The following is a 15,057-nucleotide window of genomic DNA, read 5'->3' on the forward strand; positions in this document are numbered from 1 at the left end:
GTGAATATTTTATGTATAATAAAATCTACGTAGTTTTGGGTTCGTTCAATTATTTCAATTTTTTTTGAAAGTCTATTAAATTATTAATTATATCTATGCTCCAATTTATAAACTGCACAACTAATTCCTCTGAGGGTCTAATATTTCTAATTTTTTTGTCAGTTGATATTACTGTTCTGGGGGCTAAATTTAAATAATATCCTTTTTTCATTCCATCATCAATAATTTTTGCTACCGTTTTATATGAGAATTGTGGTAATTGACTAGCAATACTCTCCTTATAAACTTCATACCCCTCTTCGTTTGCTTCAAATATTTTCAAAAAAACTCTCATTCTTTTATTTGTGGATAAACACCACTTCAACGCATATTCACCTTCTTTATATATAAAAAGAGGTTTTAAATTTTGAAACATTTTTCCCCATATTATGAAAAAATTCTTTGATGATATTTCAAATGGTAGCTTATCTAGGTTTAATTTTGAAAGTATTCTTTTGTCTCTATCAGTTTGATCACTCATTTATTCTATTTTAAATTAGTATATAAAAATTTAATTAATCAATGATTAATATTACTACAAAATTGTAATAAAAAAATACGGGAAAAAATAGACCTTAAAAGTATATAGATATTGAGCTTTATAGAAAAAAACTATCTAAATTAATTTACTTTATTTTTGCAACTTCCAGTTTTAAAAAACTCATCAATATTATCAATAGCAAGATTAGCCATAGCAATTCTTGTGTGCTTTGTTGCGCTTCCAAGGTGAGGTAAAATAAAAACATTTTTAATTTTTAAGTAACCTGGGTTTAAGTTTGGTTCCCCTTTGTAAACATCAAGACCTGCTGCATAAATTTTTCTTCTATTTAGAACATCTATTAAAGCTTCATCATCAACAATATCTCCACGAGCTACATTTGTTATAACAGCACCTGTTGGGAAATATTCTAATGTTTCTTTATTAATTAAATTTTCTGTTTCTTTTGTTGCAGGACAACAAATTGATAATACATCCGAAACTCCAAAAAGACTTTTGATGCTGTCGTGATATATAGCGCCCTGTTCTTTTTCTTCAGTTAGTTTTGATCTATTATGATAATGAATAATCATACCTAAAGATTTTGCTATTTTTGCAATCTTTTGTCCTATTCTTCCCATACCTAAGATTCCAAGTCTTGAACCTGTTAACTGTTTTCCTATTAAATAATCTGCTGACCATTTCCAGTTACTTTCTTTTGCAGCTTGAATACCTTCTGGTACTCTTCTGCATGCTCCAAGAATTAATAAAATTCCAATCTCTGCTGTAGCATCCGATAAAACTTCTGGCGTATTAGTTACTGCTATTCCTTTTTTCTTAGCTGCTTCTAAATCAATGTTTCCAAATCCAACTGCAAAATTAGAAATTACCTTGATACTGTCTGGTAGTTTGCTTATGGTATCTTCATCCATCTTGTCAGTTAAAGAAGTTAATATTGCATCATAACCTTCACTTAATTCAATAAGTTTTGACTGAGAATATAACTCATCATTACCATTAAGTTTTGAATCAAATATTTTTGAAGCTTTTTCTTCACTATCCTTTATCAATTTTCTTGTGACTAATATTTTTTTCATATTAATTTAGGTCAAATACCTTGCCAGGATTCATAATATTATTTACATCTAAACTACGTTTTATAGATTTCATAACAGGTATATTATCTGGATGTTCTTTCAATAAATAATGTTTTTTTTGTAAACCGATTCCGTGCTCTCCAGTTATTGTTCCTTCTAATTCAAGAGCCTTACTTATTAGGTCATCACTATATTTTCTAATTTTTTTTTGTTTTTCCTTATCATTTGGGTCAAATAAAATTATTGAATGAAAGTTTCCATCACCAACATGCCCAACCATAGGTGCAATAAGATCGTGTTTTTTAACTTCTTTTTCTGCCCACGAAATACACTCAACTAAATTTGAAATGGGTACACAAACATCAGTTGAATATACTTTCATATTATTACCAAGGGCCTTTACGGACCAATAAACATCATGCCTTGCCTGCCACAACTTATTTCTTTCCTCTAAGGACACAGCCCATTTAAAATCTCCCCCTCCATTATTTTTGGATAATTCTTCAACTAGTTTTATTGCTTCCTTATTTGAACTTTCACTCCCATGAAATTCAAAAAATAATGTAGGAGATGCTTTTATGTTTTCTAATTTTGAATATTTTATACTTATTTCCATCTGATCTTTATTTAGCATTTCTATTCTAGCAATTGGTATTCCATATTGGATTACCTCTTGGGCTGTTTGTACTGCTGAGTCTAAATCTGGGAAATAGCAAACTGCACTCATTATACTTTCTGGAATTGGAGACAGTCTTACTTGTACTTCTGTGATTATTCCAAGTGTACCCTCAGATCCAATAAATAAATTTGTTAAATTATAACCGGCAGAAGATTTTTTTGTTCTAGAACCTGTTTTAATTATATCTCCATTAGCAAGTACTACTGTTAATCCTGAAATTACAGTTCTCATTGTTCCATACTTGACTGCCATTGTTCCAGATGCGGATGTTGATGCCATTCCACCAATAGCTGCATCAGCCCCTGGATCAATAGGAAAAAATACCCCATCTTCTCTTAAATATTCATTTAATTGTTTTCTGGTAACATTGGCTTGTACTCTACAATCAAAATCTTCAGCGTTGACACTTAAAACCTTGTTCATTTTTTCCAATGAAATAGTTATGCCATTAGAGTTACCAACGGCATTTCCCTCTAGAGAAGTTCCAGTACCAAATGGAACAACAGGAATTTTATTTTCATTACATAATTTTAAAATTTTAGACACTTCTTCATTGGTCTCTGGAAAAACTACTGCTTTAGATAATACTGGCTCATAAGTATCCTCTCCTCTTGCATAATTAGCTCTTGTTGATTCTGAGGTTGAAAATCTTCCATTAAAGATTTTTTTTAATTCAGTTTGGACTAATTCATTCATTGTAATGATACTAGTAAAGTTTTTTAAAAAAATACAGCCTATTTAGAAAGCATTTTCTTAATATTCTCCAAAGCTTGAGAAATATTGTCTTGAGAAGCAGCGAAGCTAAATCTTACATAATCTTGGCAAGTTTTACCAAAAGCAGTACCTGGTACTATTGCTACTCCTGCTTCATGCATGGCTTTTTTACAAAACTCTGATCCATCCATTCCTGTTCCTATTACTTTAGGAAATGCATAAAAAGCCCCACCAGGTAAACTACACTCTACACCCGGTAAACTATTTAAGCCTTCATGAATTAGTTTTCTTCTTTCTGTAAATTTTACCATCATTTCATTAATAGAGTCATCTGGGCCATCTAATGCTGCAATTCCTGCAAATTGTGCTGCTGCATTAACACAAGATACACTATTAATTAAAAGTTTATTTACATGGGGCACTAATTCTTTTGGCCAAAAACTCCATCCTAGTCTCCATCCAGTCATTGAGTATGCTTTGCTCCAACCCTCTAATACAATTAGTCTTTCTCTTAATTCAGGATAATTAAAAAATGAAGGCATTTCTTTGTTATCAAAAATTTGTCTACTATAAATTTCATCACTTAAAATAGTTACATGTGGGTATTTTTTTAAACCTTCGGCTAACACATCAATATCAGCTTTTTCTACAAAACTTCCTGTTGGGTTGTTTGGATTAATTAATATTAACAATCTAGTTTTATCAGTAATTAATGATAAAATTTTTTCTGGATTAAACTTAAGATCTTTATCTTCAGTTAAATCATAAGGTACAGATGTTGAGCCAGTATAATTAATCATCGACTCATAAATTGGAAAAGCAGGAGTTGGATGAATTATTTCAGCACCTGGTTCTCCAAAACATTGAATTGCATAACTCATTGTAGGTTTTCCACCTGGCATGATTAGAATTCTTTCAAAATCTACATCAACACTATAGCGTTTTTTAATCCATCTTGTAACAGCTTGTCTACACTCTGGAATACCATTAGACATTACATATCCATGATGACCATCATCTAAAGCTTTTTTTGCTGCTTCAACAACATGTTTTGGTGTTTTAAAATCAGGTTGCCCTAACCCTAAGTGTATCATTGGATTTCCTTTAGCCTCTAACGCTTTAGCTTCAGCTAAAACACTAAATGCACTTTCAGTCCCTAATCTTTCTAAGTTTTTTGCTAATTTCATATCTAATTCTATTATTTATTTTTTTTAAATTAATTTATTTTTTTTATAACTAATTTTGAGAAGTAATTTTATCTCCTATAGATTAATTTTGATATATCTAGCTCTTTTAAATTTTTACAACCCATCAATACCATATTTCTATTAATTTCATCATGCATGTTTTGCAATAGACGTTCCACGCCTGGTTGACCCCCAGCACTTAAAGCAAATAAAAACATTTTTCCAAAACTACAAGCAGTTGCGCCAGCTGCTAAAGCTTTTAAAACATGAGTTCCACGTCTTACACCGCCATCTAAAATAATCTCTAATTTATCTCCAACAGCCTCTCTAATTGCATTGACCTGGTCAAAGGGTGACCTTGAACCATCCAATTGTCTACCACCATGATTAGAAATCATTATTGCTGTACAGCCAATATCTATTGCTCTTTTTGCATCATTAACTGACATCACTCCTTTTAATGCAAAAGGACCATTCCATTTTTTTACGCAATATTCAGCATCCTTCCAATTCATAGCCGGATCATATTGTTCGTTTATATATTCGATAACTGATTTTGAAATATTTGTTCCTTTATCTGTTTTATTTTTAACATTGGATAATTCAAATTTTTTATGAGTAAAATAATTGAATACCCATTCAGGTCTCATAGCAAAACTAATTAAACTTTGAAGTGTCAATTTTGGAGGAGTAGTAAAACCAGTTCTGTGATCTCTTTCTCTGTTTCCAGCAACCAATGTATCAACTGTCAAACACATGCCATTAAAACCAGACCCTTTGCATCTGTCTATTAGGTCGTCAGTAATTGATTGATCTTTATGTACATATAATTGAAATAATTTTGGACCATTTGAAATATCAGCAACCTCTTCAATAGTATTATTGGCCATAGTAGACATACTATAAAAGGTTCCAAATTTTTCTGCAGCTCTTGCTGAAGCTAAATCTCCTTCATGATTATAAAGTCTTTGCATGGCAGTTGGGGAAAGAAAGATTGGCATATCAATTTTTTTTCCAAAAACAGTCGTTGAAAGATCTGGTTTACCAACACTAGCAAGAATATTTGGAATTAGATCACAATCATCAAAGGAATCTGTATTTCTATTTAAAGTTTTTTCATCATCTGCACCACCGTCGATATAATGAAAAATTGGAGAAGGTAACTTTTTTTTAGCTAATTTTCTAAAGTCAATATAATTGTGACAATCTTTTAAATTCACTATTTTCTAAATCTTAAATTGTCTCTGTTTAGGTCGCTAATTTTTGTACAACCCATTAATTTCATATCCCTTACTAATTCAGCCTTATACTTTTCAATAGCTCTCTCAACGCCTGTTTGTCCTCCGGCAGCTAAGGCATACAAATAAAGTCTTCCTCCTGAGCATGCTTTTGCACCTAGTGATAATGCTTTAAGCATATGAGTTCCTCTCTGAAATCCACCTTCACAAATTACATCTAATTTATCACCAACAGCATCCACTATTTCAGCAAGCTGATCAAAAGGTGCTCTAGATCCGTCCAGTTGTCTTCCACCATGGTTTGAAACCATTATTCCTGTACATCCAATATCTACTGCACGCTTTGCATCCTCAACACTCATCACTCCCTTAAGCGCAAAATGCCCACCCCATTGAGAGCAAAGTTTTTCAGCATCTTTCCAGTTCATGGATTGATCCAACATAGTAGAAAAGTATTGTCCTATTGAAGTATTAGTGTCCGTGCCCTCTTTTACGTAATCTTGAAGATGAGGTAATTCAAATTTACCTTTTGTTAAATAATTTATTCCCCACATTGGTTTTGTTGCAAAACTAAAAAGACTTGAAAGTGTAAGCTTTGGAGGTGATGTAAACCCAGTTCTTAAATCTCTTTCACGATTTCCACCAGTTATTGTATCTACTGTTAAAGCCATAACATCAAATTTTGCAGCTTTTGCTCTTTCCAAACATGAATCATTTAAACCTCTGTCTTTATGAAAATAAAACTGAAACATTTTTGGTGTATCAACTAGTGAAGCTATTTCCTCAACACTTACAGTTGCAAGAGCTGAAACACCAAACATAGTATTAAATTTTTGAGCTGCTTTTCCAACTGCTCTTTCTCCATCATAATGAAATAACCTCTGTAGTGCTGTCGGTGCAAGATAAAAAGGTAGATCTAATTTTTTTCCAAAAATAGTTGTAGATAAATCAACATTTTCAACACCTCTTAAAACATTAGGAACTAAGTCCACATCATTAAACGAACTCGTATTTCTTTCATAAGTAGTTTCATCATCTGCTGCACCATCAATGTAATGAAATATAGGTGATGGTAATTTTTTCTTAGCTAATTTTCTAAAATCACTAAAGTTGTGACAATCGTTTAAATTCATGAAGTTATATTAAAAGTTTTTTAGTAAATTAAACATATAACTATTTGCCCCAGGGTTTTTATCTCCTAGGCTCGCATTTGATATATGATTATATGACATTCCTAAATTTGTACTTTCTGAAATTGAATAAGACAATTGCACCTCAGTTTTAAACTCTAAAGCATGACCTAAATCTTTACCATCACCTTCATGGTAAAATCCTGGAGCAAAACTTGGAGTAAATTTCATCTTATCACCCATTGCATAATTCCACTCAACACCTGTATACACATAAGCAGCTGAATTTTCAGTTATAAACCCTCCTGTGATAGGAGATGCATTTCCAAGGAAAGTATTTCTTTCTAAATTTTCATTTTGGTGTTGAAATCCAAATAGTATAGCTTTTTGTTTATCGTCACTGAAATCAAAATTACCAGTATAAAAATTATATTGATGCTCACTAACATTTTCCTCAGCACTAACATTAAAAGAAAATAGTGTTAAAATTACTGCTGATAAAATTTTAATATAAAGGTTATTTTTCATTTTTTTTTTGAGTTTTTTTATACATTATTGCACCACCAAATAAAAATAACAATAATGGTAATAACCATAAAACATAAGTGTTTTTGTTTAATTGAGGATCAAAAATAACCCAATTACCATACTTTTCTCTTAAAAATTGATATATTTGCTTTTCTTTTAATCCTTCATTAATTTTTCTATCAACAATTAGTTTAATACTAGAAGCAAATTCAGATTCAGAATCGTATACTGACTGACCCTGACAAATTAAACAACGAATATTTTTTAAAATTTTATTTTTTAAAACATCATTTTCTTCATCTGATTTTAACTCAAAAAAGCTTGTGGCTAAAAATAGGATTATAAATATTTTTAAAATTTTCATTTAATAATTAATTTAATCTCATTAATAGTTTCTTGATTGACTGGACCAACAAATTTTTTAATTATATTTTTATTTTTATCTATTAAAAAAGTTTCTGGAACTCCATATGCCCCAAATTCAACTCCTAAGGTTCCATCTTTATCAATTAAAATTCTAGAATATGGGTTACCAATGTCATCAATAAATTTTTTTGCATTATTAAAATTGTCTCTATAATTCAATCCAATTAATTTAATCGATTGATTTTTACTTAGTTGCATTAATAATGGGTGCTCTGTTCTGCAAGGCACACACCAGGATGCCCAAATATTTACAATATAAAAAATGTTCTCTTCAAAAATTTCATCTGAATTTATGTAATTATTTGAATAAAAGTCCTTAGCTTCAAAAGTTGGGATATTTTTTTTCTCATTAACTTTAGGAGTGTAATTATTTGGAGTATCTAATCCTTTATAAAAAATAACAAAACAAAAGCTTAAAAAAATAACTATAATAAATAAGCTAAACTTATTTTTCATATTTTTCTTTTTAATAAACTCATTAATCCACCAAGACTTAATAGTAAAACAGAGATCCATATCCAAACCATAAATGGTTTTACTTGATATCTAATATTGAAATATTCATTACCTTTTACAAGGTTCATTACTAAGAACTTATCTTCTAATAGTGTTGTTTTTATATCTGCCTCACTAGTAATGATTACAGGTTGATTATAAATTCTAATCTCAGGTTTTAATTTAACAGTTTTTCCATTTTTATCTTTTATTTCAAAATAGGCAATGATGGATTTAAAGTTACTTTCTTTACTTTCCTCTATCTTTTTAAAAAAAATTTCACCTTTACTATAATCATATTTTTCACCAATTTTTATGTTGGTTATAATTTCTGAGGATAAAATACTATTAAATAGAATGCTTAATATTAATAAACTAAAACCAAAGTGTGAAACCGTTTGAGAAATATTATTAAATTTTTTAATAAATAATTCCTTTAAAGTTGTAAAGAATAGAAAAAAAGCAGCAGAAATTAAAACTGTATAAAGGAGTAAGTCAGCAGTTAAATTTTTAATAATAAAAAAAGTTAACATTACCGAAATTATAAATGTGATAATAAGGGAGCTCTTATTTTCAATTTTTGACTTAATCCATTTAAGTCTTGGTCCAAGAGACATAAATAATAGAAATGGTATTAAAAAAGGAACAATTAATTTTTGGTAAAAAGGAGGCCCTACTGATATTTTTTCACTAGATATTACATCTAAAAAAATTGGGTATACCGTACCTATTAAAACAACAGATAAAAAATACATCATAAACCAATTATTTATTAAGATGGAAGTTTCTCTACTAAGCCAAAAGAAATTATTTGAGCTTTTATTATTTTCTTTATGAAATATAAAAAATATTCCTACTGATAAGACAATTAGTGCAAATAAAAATATTAATATAAAAATACCTCTTGCAGGGTCATTAGCAAATGTATGTACAGAATTTAATATTCCAGACCTTACTAAAAAAGTTCCACACATACTTAAGGTAAATGTTGTAATGGATAATATAACTGCCCAAGATGTTAGTGTTGCTCTTTTTTCTAACACGACAATGCAATGTAATAATGCAGTTAATGTTAGCCATGGCATTAAGGAAACATTTTCAACTGGGTCCCAAAACCAAAAACCTCCCCATCCTAGTTCGTAATATGCCCAAATTGATCCAAGCATGATCCCTATAGTTAGAAAAATCCAAGAAACTAAAACCCATTTTTTAATATGCTGTCCCCATTTTTTTGAAACATAGTTTTGCGTAACTGCAGCAAGAGATGATGAAAATATTATAGAGGTACCGACATAACCTAAATATAAAATTGGGGGATGAATTGCTAAAGCTGGATCTTGTAAAATTGGGTTAAGACCAAGACCTTCATTGGGAATTGGGAATAAATAATTAAAAGGATTAGATGTCATTAATACAAATAAGAAAAACCCAATAATTATTATTTGCTGAAATAATAAAGTTAAAATTCTATATTTTTTAGGCTGCTCTCTTGATTTAATTAAAAACAAAAAAATAAACAAAGTTAATACTAATAACCATAATAATAAGCTTCCTTCATGGTTTCCCCAAGTTCCTGAGATTTTATAGAATAATGGTTTAGTTGTGTGAGAATTATTAAAAACTGTCTCATTACTAAAGTCTGAGTTTATAAAAGATATAATCAAACTCAAAAAGCTCACAATTACAAAAACTAACTGTAGAAATGATAGAGATAATATATTTTGGTTAATCTGCTTATTAGTTTTATTTAAGTCTTTAATTGATACTCCACAAAGTAACACAGAAAGTAACAACCCTAAAATTAAAGAATAATAACCTATCTGATTAGCTATCAATTTATTTATCTCCCATAGCTTTTTTAACTTCTGGGGGCATATAATTTTCATCATGTTTTGCTAAAATTTTAGTAGCTGTAAAATAATTCTTATCTTTTAAAAAACCTTCCGCAACCACTCCTTTTCCTTCAGCAAATAAATTGGGTACTGCCCCTGAATAAACAACATTAATTTCATTTTTAAAGTCAGTAATAACAAAATTAACTTTATCAGAATCTATAAAAATCGATTGTTCTTTAACCATCCCACCCACTCTTATTTTTTTTTTATTTAATTCTATTAAAGATTTTATTTCAGACGGAGACTGAAAATATACAACGTTTTCTTTTAATGATTGTAAAACTAAAAAAACTGCTAAAATTACTGAGGCTAAGATTGAAGCTAAGAATACAAATCGTAATTTAACTTTTTTACCATACATGGTTTATTAGTTAAATATTTGATGTATTGGATAATATTTCTCTATTAATATTTTGTGATCTTGCAGCTCTTGCTTTCTCAACATTTAGAGAACCAAATTTAGAAGCAAATCTTTTTTGCTCTTTTAAAAGCTGTAACTTAGTTACAAAGTACAGGGCTGTAAAACTAATCAATGTAAATGAAAAAGCTGACCATACGTAAGCTCCGTATCCATTCATTGAAATTATTTCATTTATCATAATCTATCTAATCCTTTATTTTTAATTTTTATCAGTTCTGCATTATATTTCATCAAAAAAATGAGTAATGAAAAAAGGGCAAATGCCGCAGTCATAATGCCCAATGGGACTAGCATTGATGGATGAATTGCTGTGTTGGTTGATAAAATATTAATTGAAGCTGGTTGATGTAACGTATTCCACCAATCTACAGAAAATTTAATGATAGGAACATTCACCACTCCTAAAATTGCAATCAAAGAGGTAACTTTAATTACCTGTTCTTTGTCATCATAAATTCTCCAAGCCAATAAATACATTCCGTAAAATAAAGCTAAAATTAGCATAGAAGTTATTCTTGCATCCCAAGCCCACCAGGTACCCCAAGTTGGTTTTCCCCAAATAGAACCTGTAACTAATGCAATGATATTAAATATAAATCCTGAAGGTGCTAAACTTTTAGCAATTAGAGCAAAATTTTTATTTTTAAAAACAAAACTTCCAACAGACAATAAAGCTAAACTTGAAAATATTCCAAGTGATATCCATGCAGCCGGTACATGAACATACATAATTCTTACTGCATCACTTTGTTTATAATCTTCAGGTGAAAGTATAAGCGCTTCGGTTAAGCCAATTGTTAAGACAATAATAAATAAAAATAAAACGTACTTTGGTGCTTTAGAGGTTATTGCAAAAATTTTATTAGGCTCAAAATATTTAAACATTTTTAAATTATATATATCAAAAAAAGATAATTTAATTTTTATTATGGAAAGTCATCCTGATCAAGAATGCAGAGGGAGTCAATAATGATAAAAACGTTATTTAACACTCCTGATCAGAACATGATTATAGATAGCAACTATATATGTCGAAGATTTGAATTAATTGTGTTTGAAAAAAGAATTAATTAGAGGGCTTAAAGTAGCTAGAACCTCTTTTACCAGAAAAAATCTCTTCAATTAAAGGGTGTTTAATTGGATCTTCAGAATCATCCATTAATAGATTTTGTTCTGAAACATAGGCTTCATAAGTAATTTCATCATTTTCTGCTAACAGGTGATAAAAAGGCTGATCTTTTCTAGGACGAACATTCTTTGGAATAGATTGATACCATTCTTCAGAATTATTAAATTCGAAATCCACATCATAAATCACACCCCTAAACTCAAAGTGTTTATGTTTTACAATGTCGCCTATTGAAAATTTTGCTTTTTGGATTGTCATTCCTATTAATATGGGGGTTTAAAAATAAAAATCAATAAAAAACATTTATATTTTTTTTATTATGTTAATATCTGTCAAGTGAATAAATCTTTTCTTAAATTTGCCACAGACTTCGGGCCTTTAGCTATATTTTTTTATTATTATTATAACAATGATAAAAACCTAGCAGTTGCAATTCCTCCACTTATAGTTGCAACATTAATTGCACTAATAGTTGTCTGGTTTTTTGAAAAAAAAATACCCATGATGCCTTTAATAAGTGGTGTCTTAATTACATTTTTTGGTGGTCTAACAATTTATTTTAACGATCCAGTTTTTCTTTATGTAAAACCAACAATCATAAATATTTTATTTGCCCTTGCTTTATACTTTGGAAAATATTTTACAAATGAACCTGTTCTTAAAAAGATAATGGGTAAATCAATTTCCCTAACTGACATAGGTTGGGAATTATTAAATAAAAGATGGATGTATTTTTTCTTCTGCCTTGCAATCCTTAATGAGTGTGTGTGGAGAACTCAAACAGAGGAGTTTTGGGTTAATTTTAAGGTATGGGGAATGTTGCCAATAACCCTTGTCTTTACAGGGTTTCAGATATCATTGATTAATAAACACAAACTCGATGAATAGAAATTTAAAGCTAGTCATCAATAATCCTCACAAACAAATAGAAGAAAGACAATTTTTTGAAAAAAATGAACTTAAAATAATTTTAGATCTATATGCAAAAATGGTCTCTGAAGGATCATGGAAAGACTATGGTTTAAATATTTCTAACAGGCAAGTTAGCTTTAGTGTCTTTAAAAATGCAGCAGAGAATGCTTTGTATAAAATTTGTAAAAACTTTAAACCCAGCAATAAAAATCTAAAATATTTAATTACAGATTCTAACAGTAAAGTTTTAAAAAATTCTTTTGATTTAGAAATTCTACTTAAAAATACTAATTGGAAAAACCTTAAGAAATAAAAATACTATCGTCTTTGGCCAAATAATCTTAACAACATTATAAATAAATTTATAAAGTCTAGGTAAAGAGTTAAAGCACCCATTAAAGCTTTTTTACTCATCAACTCTCCTGTATCACTTGATACATACATATTTTTAATTTTTTGAGTGTCATAAGCAGTAAGGCCTACAAAAATTAAAACACCAAGAATTGAGATTACAAAATCCATCATTGAAGATTTTAAAAACATGTTAACAACTGATGCAACAATAATACCAATTAAGCCCATCATTAAAAATGATCCTAATTTTGTAAGATCTCTTTTAGTTGTGTACCCATAAATGCTCATTGAACCAAAAGTAATAGAAGTAATAAAGAATACTCTAGTGATACTCGCTCCAGTATAAACTAAGAATATTGAAGATAGTGATAGCCCCATTAAAGAGGCAAAAACCCAAAATGTTGTTTGAGCAGCTGATGCTGACATTTTATTAATCCTAGCACTCATATAAAAAACTATTCCAAGAGGAGCTAGCATTACCACCCATTTAAAACCTGAAAGAAATATTGTATTTCCTAAGCTTGTTAATGATGTAATTGATCCGTTAGCATCTGTTACAACAGATAGTTTGAAAAATATTAAAGATATAAGTCCTGTTAACAAAATACCAGAAGCCATGTAGTTGTAGACTTTTAGCATGTAGGCTCTTAAGCCCTCATCCATTACTACTGTTGATTGTTGGGCTTCTTTTACTTTATTCAGCAAATTTTGTTTATTAAATATCATAGCTTAAATATAATAGCCTTTTACTATTATTTCAAGATGTCTTAATAAGATGTCTTAATAAGGCTTAATTATTATGAATTATAAAAAACTAGGAAATACAGATTTAAAAGTAAGCACTATTTGCCTTGGAACAATGACTTGGGGCGAACAAAATACACAAAATGAGGGTTTTGAGCAGATGGATTATGCCCTAGATCAAGGTGTAAACTTTTGGGATACTGCAGAGCTTTATGCTGTTCCTCCAAGAGAAGAAACTTATGGTCATACTGAAATTATAATTGGTAATTGGTTTAAAAAATCAAACAAGAGAGACAAGGTTATTTTAGCAACTAAAGTTGCTGGACCTATGAGAGCTTATTTAAGAGGTGGTGGAAATAATTATGGAATAAAGAAAATGACTCAAGCTGTAAATGATAGTTTAAAAAGACTACAAACAGATTACATCGATCTCTACCAACTTCATTGGCCAGAAAGAAATACCAATATGTTCGGAAGGTTGGGTTATGAACATAAAGATAATGGAGAATGGAATAAATTTGAAGATGTCTTGGGCAACTTACAAAAGTTTGTTGATGCTGGTAAAATTAGAGAAGTCGGTTTATCGAATGAAACACCTTGGGGTGTCTCTAAGTTTTTAGAGTTATCAAAAGAAAAAGGACTTCCAAGAATGATGTCAATTCAAAATCCTTATAATTTATTAAATAGAACTTATGAAGTTGGCCTTGCTGAAATTTCTGTAAGAGATGAAATTGGTTTATTGGCCTATTCTCCTTTAGCAAGTGGGTATTTATCTGGAAAATATAGAAACAATCAAATGCCAAAAAATTCAAGAATTGAACGTGATGGTAGTTTTTGGACTCGGTATGCAAAACCTAACACTAATAAAGCAGTGGATGCATACTTTGAAATAGCTAAAAAACATAACCTTGATTTAACTCAAATGTCTTTAAAATTTTGTGAAATACAGTCTTTTATGACAAGTGTTATTATTGGAGCAACTACAATGGAGCAGTTGAAAACCAACGTAGAAAGTGTAAATATAGATTTAACCAATGATGTAATTAACGAAATAAATGAAGTACAAACAATTTACCCTAACCCATGTCCATAATTAAAAATTTTATAATCATAATTTTTATAACCTTGTTTTCAGTTAGTGCAAACTCACAAGAAGTAAAAAAAGTGGGTAAATTTAAAGACTGGGAGACAATGGTTATAACTGAACAAACTGGTAAAGTTTGTTTTGCTCAATCAGTCCCTGTATTACAGTCTCCAAAATCTAATTTAAGAGAAGCAAGGATGTTTGTTTCTTTTAGACCAGGTGAAAAAGTTAGTAATGAAATAAGCATTACTAGTGGCTATGAATTTAATAAAAAGAATATTATTACAGCTACATCAGGAAAATCTAAATATAAATTTGATATTGCTCAAGAAGGATTTGCTTGGATTGCTGACAACAAACTTGAAAACAAAATGATTAAGACCATGAAGAGAGGATCAAGAATAATGGTCACTGGTTATAATCAAAAAGGCTCTCAAACTAAAGATCACTATTCATTGTTAGGTTTTACTAAAGCTTATAATGCTGCAAAAACTAGCTGCAGTTAAT

General features: G+C 29.7%; 19 protein-coding genes. 4 read left to right on the forward strand and 15 right to left on the reverse strand.

Annotated features, from left to right (window positions below):
* Positions 1 to 49: 49 nt before the first annotated feature.
* The 14 genes from ABXT61_RS06790 to hspQ form a co-directional block, all read right to left on the reverse strand.
* Positions 50 to 520 (reverse strand): hypothetical protein, encoded by a 471-nt coding sequence (locus ABXT61_RS06790; RefSeq protein ID WP_415315167.1) that lies wholly within the window; start codon positions 518 to 520, stop codon positions 50 to 52.
* 140 nt (positions 521 to 660) lie between these two features.
* A complete protein-coding gene (locus tag ABXT61_RS06795; protein ID WP_415315168.1) occupies positions 661 to 1,614 on the reverse strand; it encodes a 2-hydroxyacid dehydrogenase in 954 nt (317 codons plus the stop codon).
* A gap of 1 nt (position 1,615) precedes the next feature.
* Positions 1,616 to 2,989, reverse strand: a complete 1,374-nt coding sequence (locus tag ABXT61_RS06800; protein WP_415315170.1) for an FAD-binding oxidoreductase — start codon at positions 2,987 to 2,989, stop codon at positions 1,616 to 1,618.
* Between the two features lie 38 nt (positions 2,990 to 3,027).
* Entirely contained in the window at positions 3,028 to 4,194 is a 1,167-nt protein-coding gene (locus tag ABXT61_RS06805; protein ID WP_271482964.1) for an aminotransferase class I/II-fold pyridoxal phosphate-dependent enzyme, read from the reverse strand.
* 68 nt (positions 4,195 to 4,262) lie between these two features.
* Positions 4,263 to 5,414 carry an alpha-hydroxy acid oxidase gene (locus ABXT61_RS06810; RefSeq protein WP_415315172.1) on the reverse strand — a complete coding sequence of 384 codons (1,152 nt, stop codon included), beginning with the start codon at positions 5,412 to 5,414 and terminating at the stop codon, positions 4,263 to 4,265.
* Positions 5,414 to 6,565: an alpha-hydroxy acid oxidase gene (locus ABXT61_RS06815; RefSeq protein ID WP_415315173.1), complete on the reverse strand. Its 1,152-nt coding sequence runs from the start codon at positions 6,563 to 6,565 to the stop codon at positions 5,414 to 5,416. The genes ABXT61_RS06810 and ABXT61_RS06815 overlap by 1 nt, the downstream gene beginning before the upstream one ends.
* Before the next feature lie 9 nt (positions 6,566 to 6,574).
* Complete coding sequence (locus ABXT61_RS06820; RefSeq protein ID WP_415315174.1) at positions 6,575 to 7,090, reverse strand: acyloxyacyl hydrolase; 516 nt, start codon at positions 7,088 to 7,090, stop codon at positions 6,575 to 6,577.
* On the reverse strand, positions 7,080 to 7,454 hold the full coding sequence (locus ABXT61_RS06825; RefSeq protein ID WP_415315175.1) for a cytochrome c-type biogenesis protein CcmH: 375 nt from the start codon (positions 7,452 to 7,454) through the stop codon (positions 7,080 to 7,082). Before ABXT61_RS06825 ends, ABXT61_RS06820 begins: the two co-directional genes overlap by 11 nt.
* On the reverse strand, positions 7,451 to 7,972 hold the full coding sequence (locus tag ABXT61_RS06830; protein WP_415315176.1) for a DsbE family thiol:disulfide interchange protein: 522 nt from the start codon (positions 7,970 to 7,972) through the stop codon (positions 7,451 to 7,453). The genes ABXT61_RS06825 and ABXT61_RS06830 overlap by 4 nt, the downstream gene beginning before the upstream one ends.
* Entirely contained in the window at positions 7,969 to 9,846 is a 1,878-nt protein-coding gene (locus ABXT61_RS06835) for a heme lyase CcmF/NrfE family subunit (RefSeq protein ID WP_415315177.1), read from the reverse strand. Before ABXT61_RS06835 ends, ABXT61_RS06830 begins: the two co-directional genes overlap by 4 nt.
* Before the next feature lies 1 nt (position 9,847).
* The gene (ccmE, locus tag ABXT61_RS06840) at positions 9,848 to 10,267 is read right to left on the reverse strand and encodes a cytochrome c maturation protein CcmE (protein ID WP_415315178.1); all 420 of its coding nucleotides are present in this window, start codon (positions 10,265 to 10,267) and stop codon (positions 9,848 to 9,850) included.
* 10 nt (positions 10,268 to 10,277) lie between these two features.
* Entirely contained in the window at positions 10,278 to 10,505 is a 228-nt protein-coding gene (locus ABXT61_RS06845; protein ID WP_415286356.1) for a hypothetical protein, read from the reverse strand.
* Positions 10,502 to 11,212, reverse strand: a complete 711-nt coding sequence (gene ccmC / locus ABXT61_RS06850) for a heme ABC transporter permease CcmC (RefSeq protein ID WP_415315179.1) — start codon at positions 11,210 to 11,212, stop codon at positions 10,502 to 10,504. The genes ABXT61_RS06845 and ccmC overlap by 4 nt, the downstream gene beginning before the upstream one ends.
* Before the next feature lie 181 nt (positions 11,213 to 11,393).
* The gene (hspQ, locus tag ABXT61_RS06855) at positions 11,394 to 11,714 is read right to left on the reverse strand and encodes a heat shock protein HspQ (RefSeq protein WP_415315180.1); all 321 of its coding nucleotides are present in this window, start codon (positions 11,712 to 11,714) and stop codon (positions 11,394 to 11,396) included.
* Positions 11,715 to 11,792: 78 nt separating this feature from the next.
* Between hspQ and ABXT61_RS06860 the strand changes: the two genes are divergently transcribed.
* On the forward strand, positions 11,793 to 12,344 hold the full coding sequence (locus ABXT61_RS06860; protein WP_415315181.1) for a septation protein A: 552 nt from the start codon (positions 11,793 to 11,795) through the stop codon (positions 12,342 to 12,344).
* Positions 12,337 to 12,681 carry a DUF2794 domain-containing protein gene (locus tag ABXT61_RS06865; RefSeq protein WP_415315182.1) on the forward strand — a complete coding sequence of 115 codons (345 nt, stop codon included), beginning with the start codon at positions 12,337 to 12,339 and terminating at the stop codon, positions 12,679 to 12,681. The genes ABXT61_RS06860 and ABXT61_RS06865 overlap by 8 nt, the downstream gene beginning before the upstream one ends.
* 5 nt (positions 12,682 to 12,686) lie before the next feature.
* Here the strand turns inward: ABXT61_RS06865 and ABXT61_RS06870 are convergent, their stop codons facing one another.
* The gene (locus tag ABXT61_RS06870; RefSeq protein ID WP_415286358.1) at positions 12,687 to 13,448 is read right to left on the reverse strand and encodes a Bax inhibitor-1/YccA family protein; all 762 of its coding nucleotides are present in this window, start codon (positions 13,446 to 13,448) and stop codon (positions 12,687 to 12,689) included.
* A 73-nt stretch (positions 13,449 to 13,521) separates the two neighbouring features.
* On the opposite strand from ABXT61_RS06870, the gene ABXT61_RS06875 reads away from it, so the two are divergent.
* Both ABXT61_RS06875 and ABXT61_RS06880 read left to right on the forward strand, forming a co-directional pair.
* Entirely contained in the window at positions 13,522 to 14,559 is a 1,038-nt protein-coding gene (locus tag ABXT61_RS06875; protein WP_415315183.1) for an aldo/keto reductase, read from the forward strand.
* Positions 14,550 to 15,056, forward strand: coding sequence for an invasion associated locus B family protein (locus ABXT61_RS06880; protein ID WP_415315184.1), 507 nt, complete (start codon positions 14,550 to 14,552; stop codon positions 15,054 to 15,056). The genes ABXT61_RS06875 and ABXT61_RS06880 overlap by 10 nt, the downstream gene beginning before the upstream one ends.
* Position 15,057: the final 1 nt, after the last annotated feature.

The sequence above is a fragment of the Candidatus Pelagibacter sp. Uisw_137 genome (genome assembly GCF_047720245.1).
Classification (GTDB): domain Bacteria; phylum Pseudomonadota; class Alphaproteobacteria; order Pelagibacterales; family Pelagibacteraceae; genus Pelagibacter.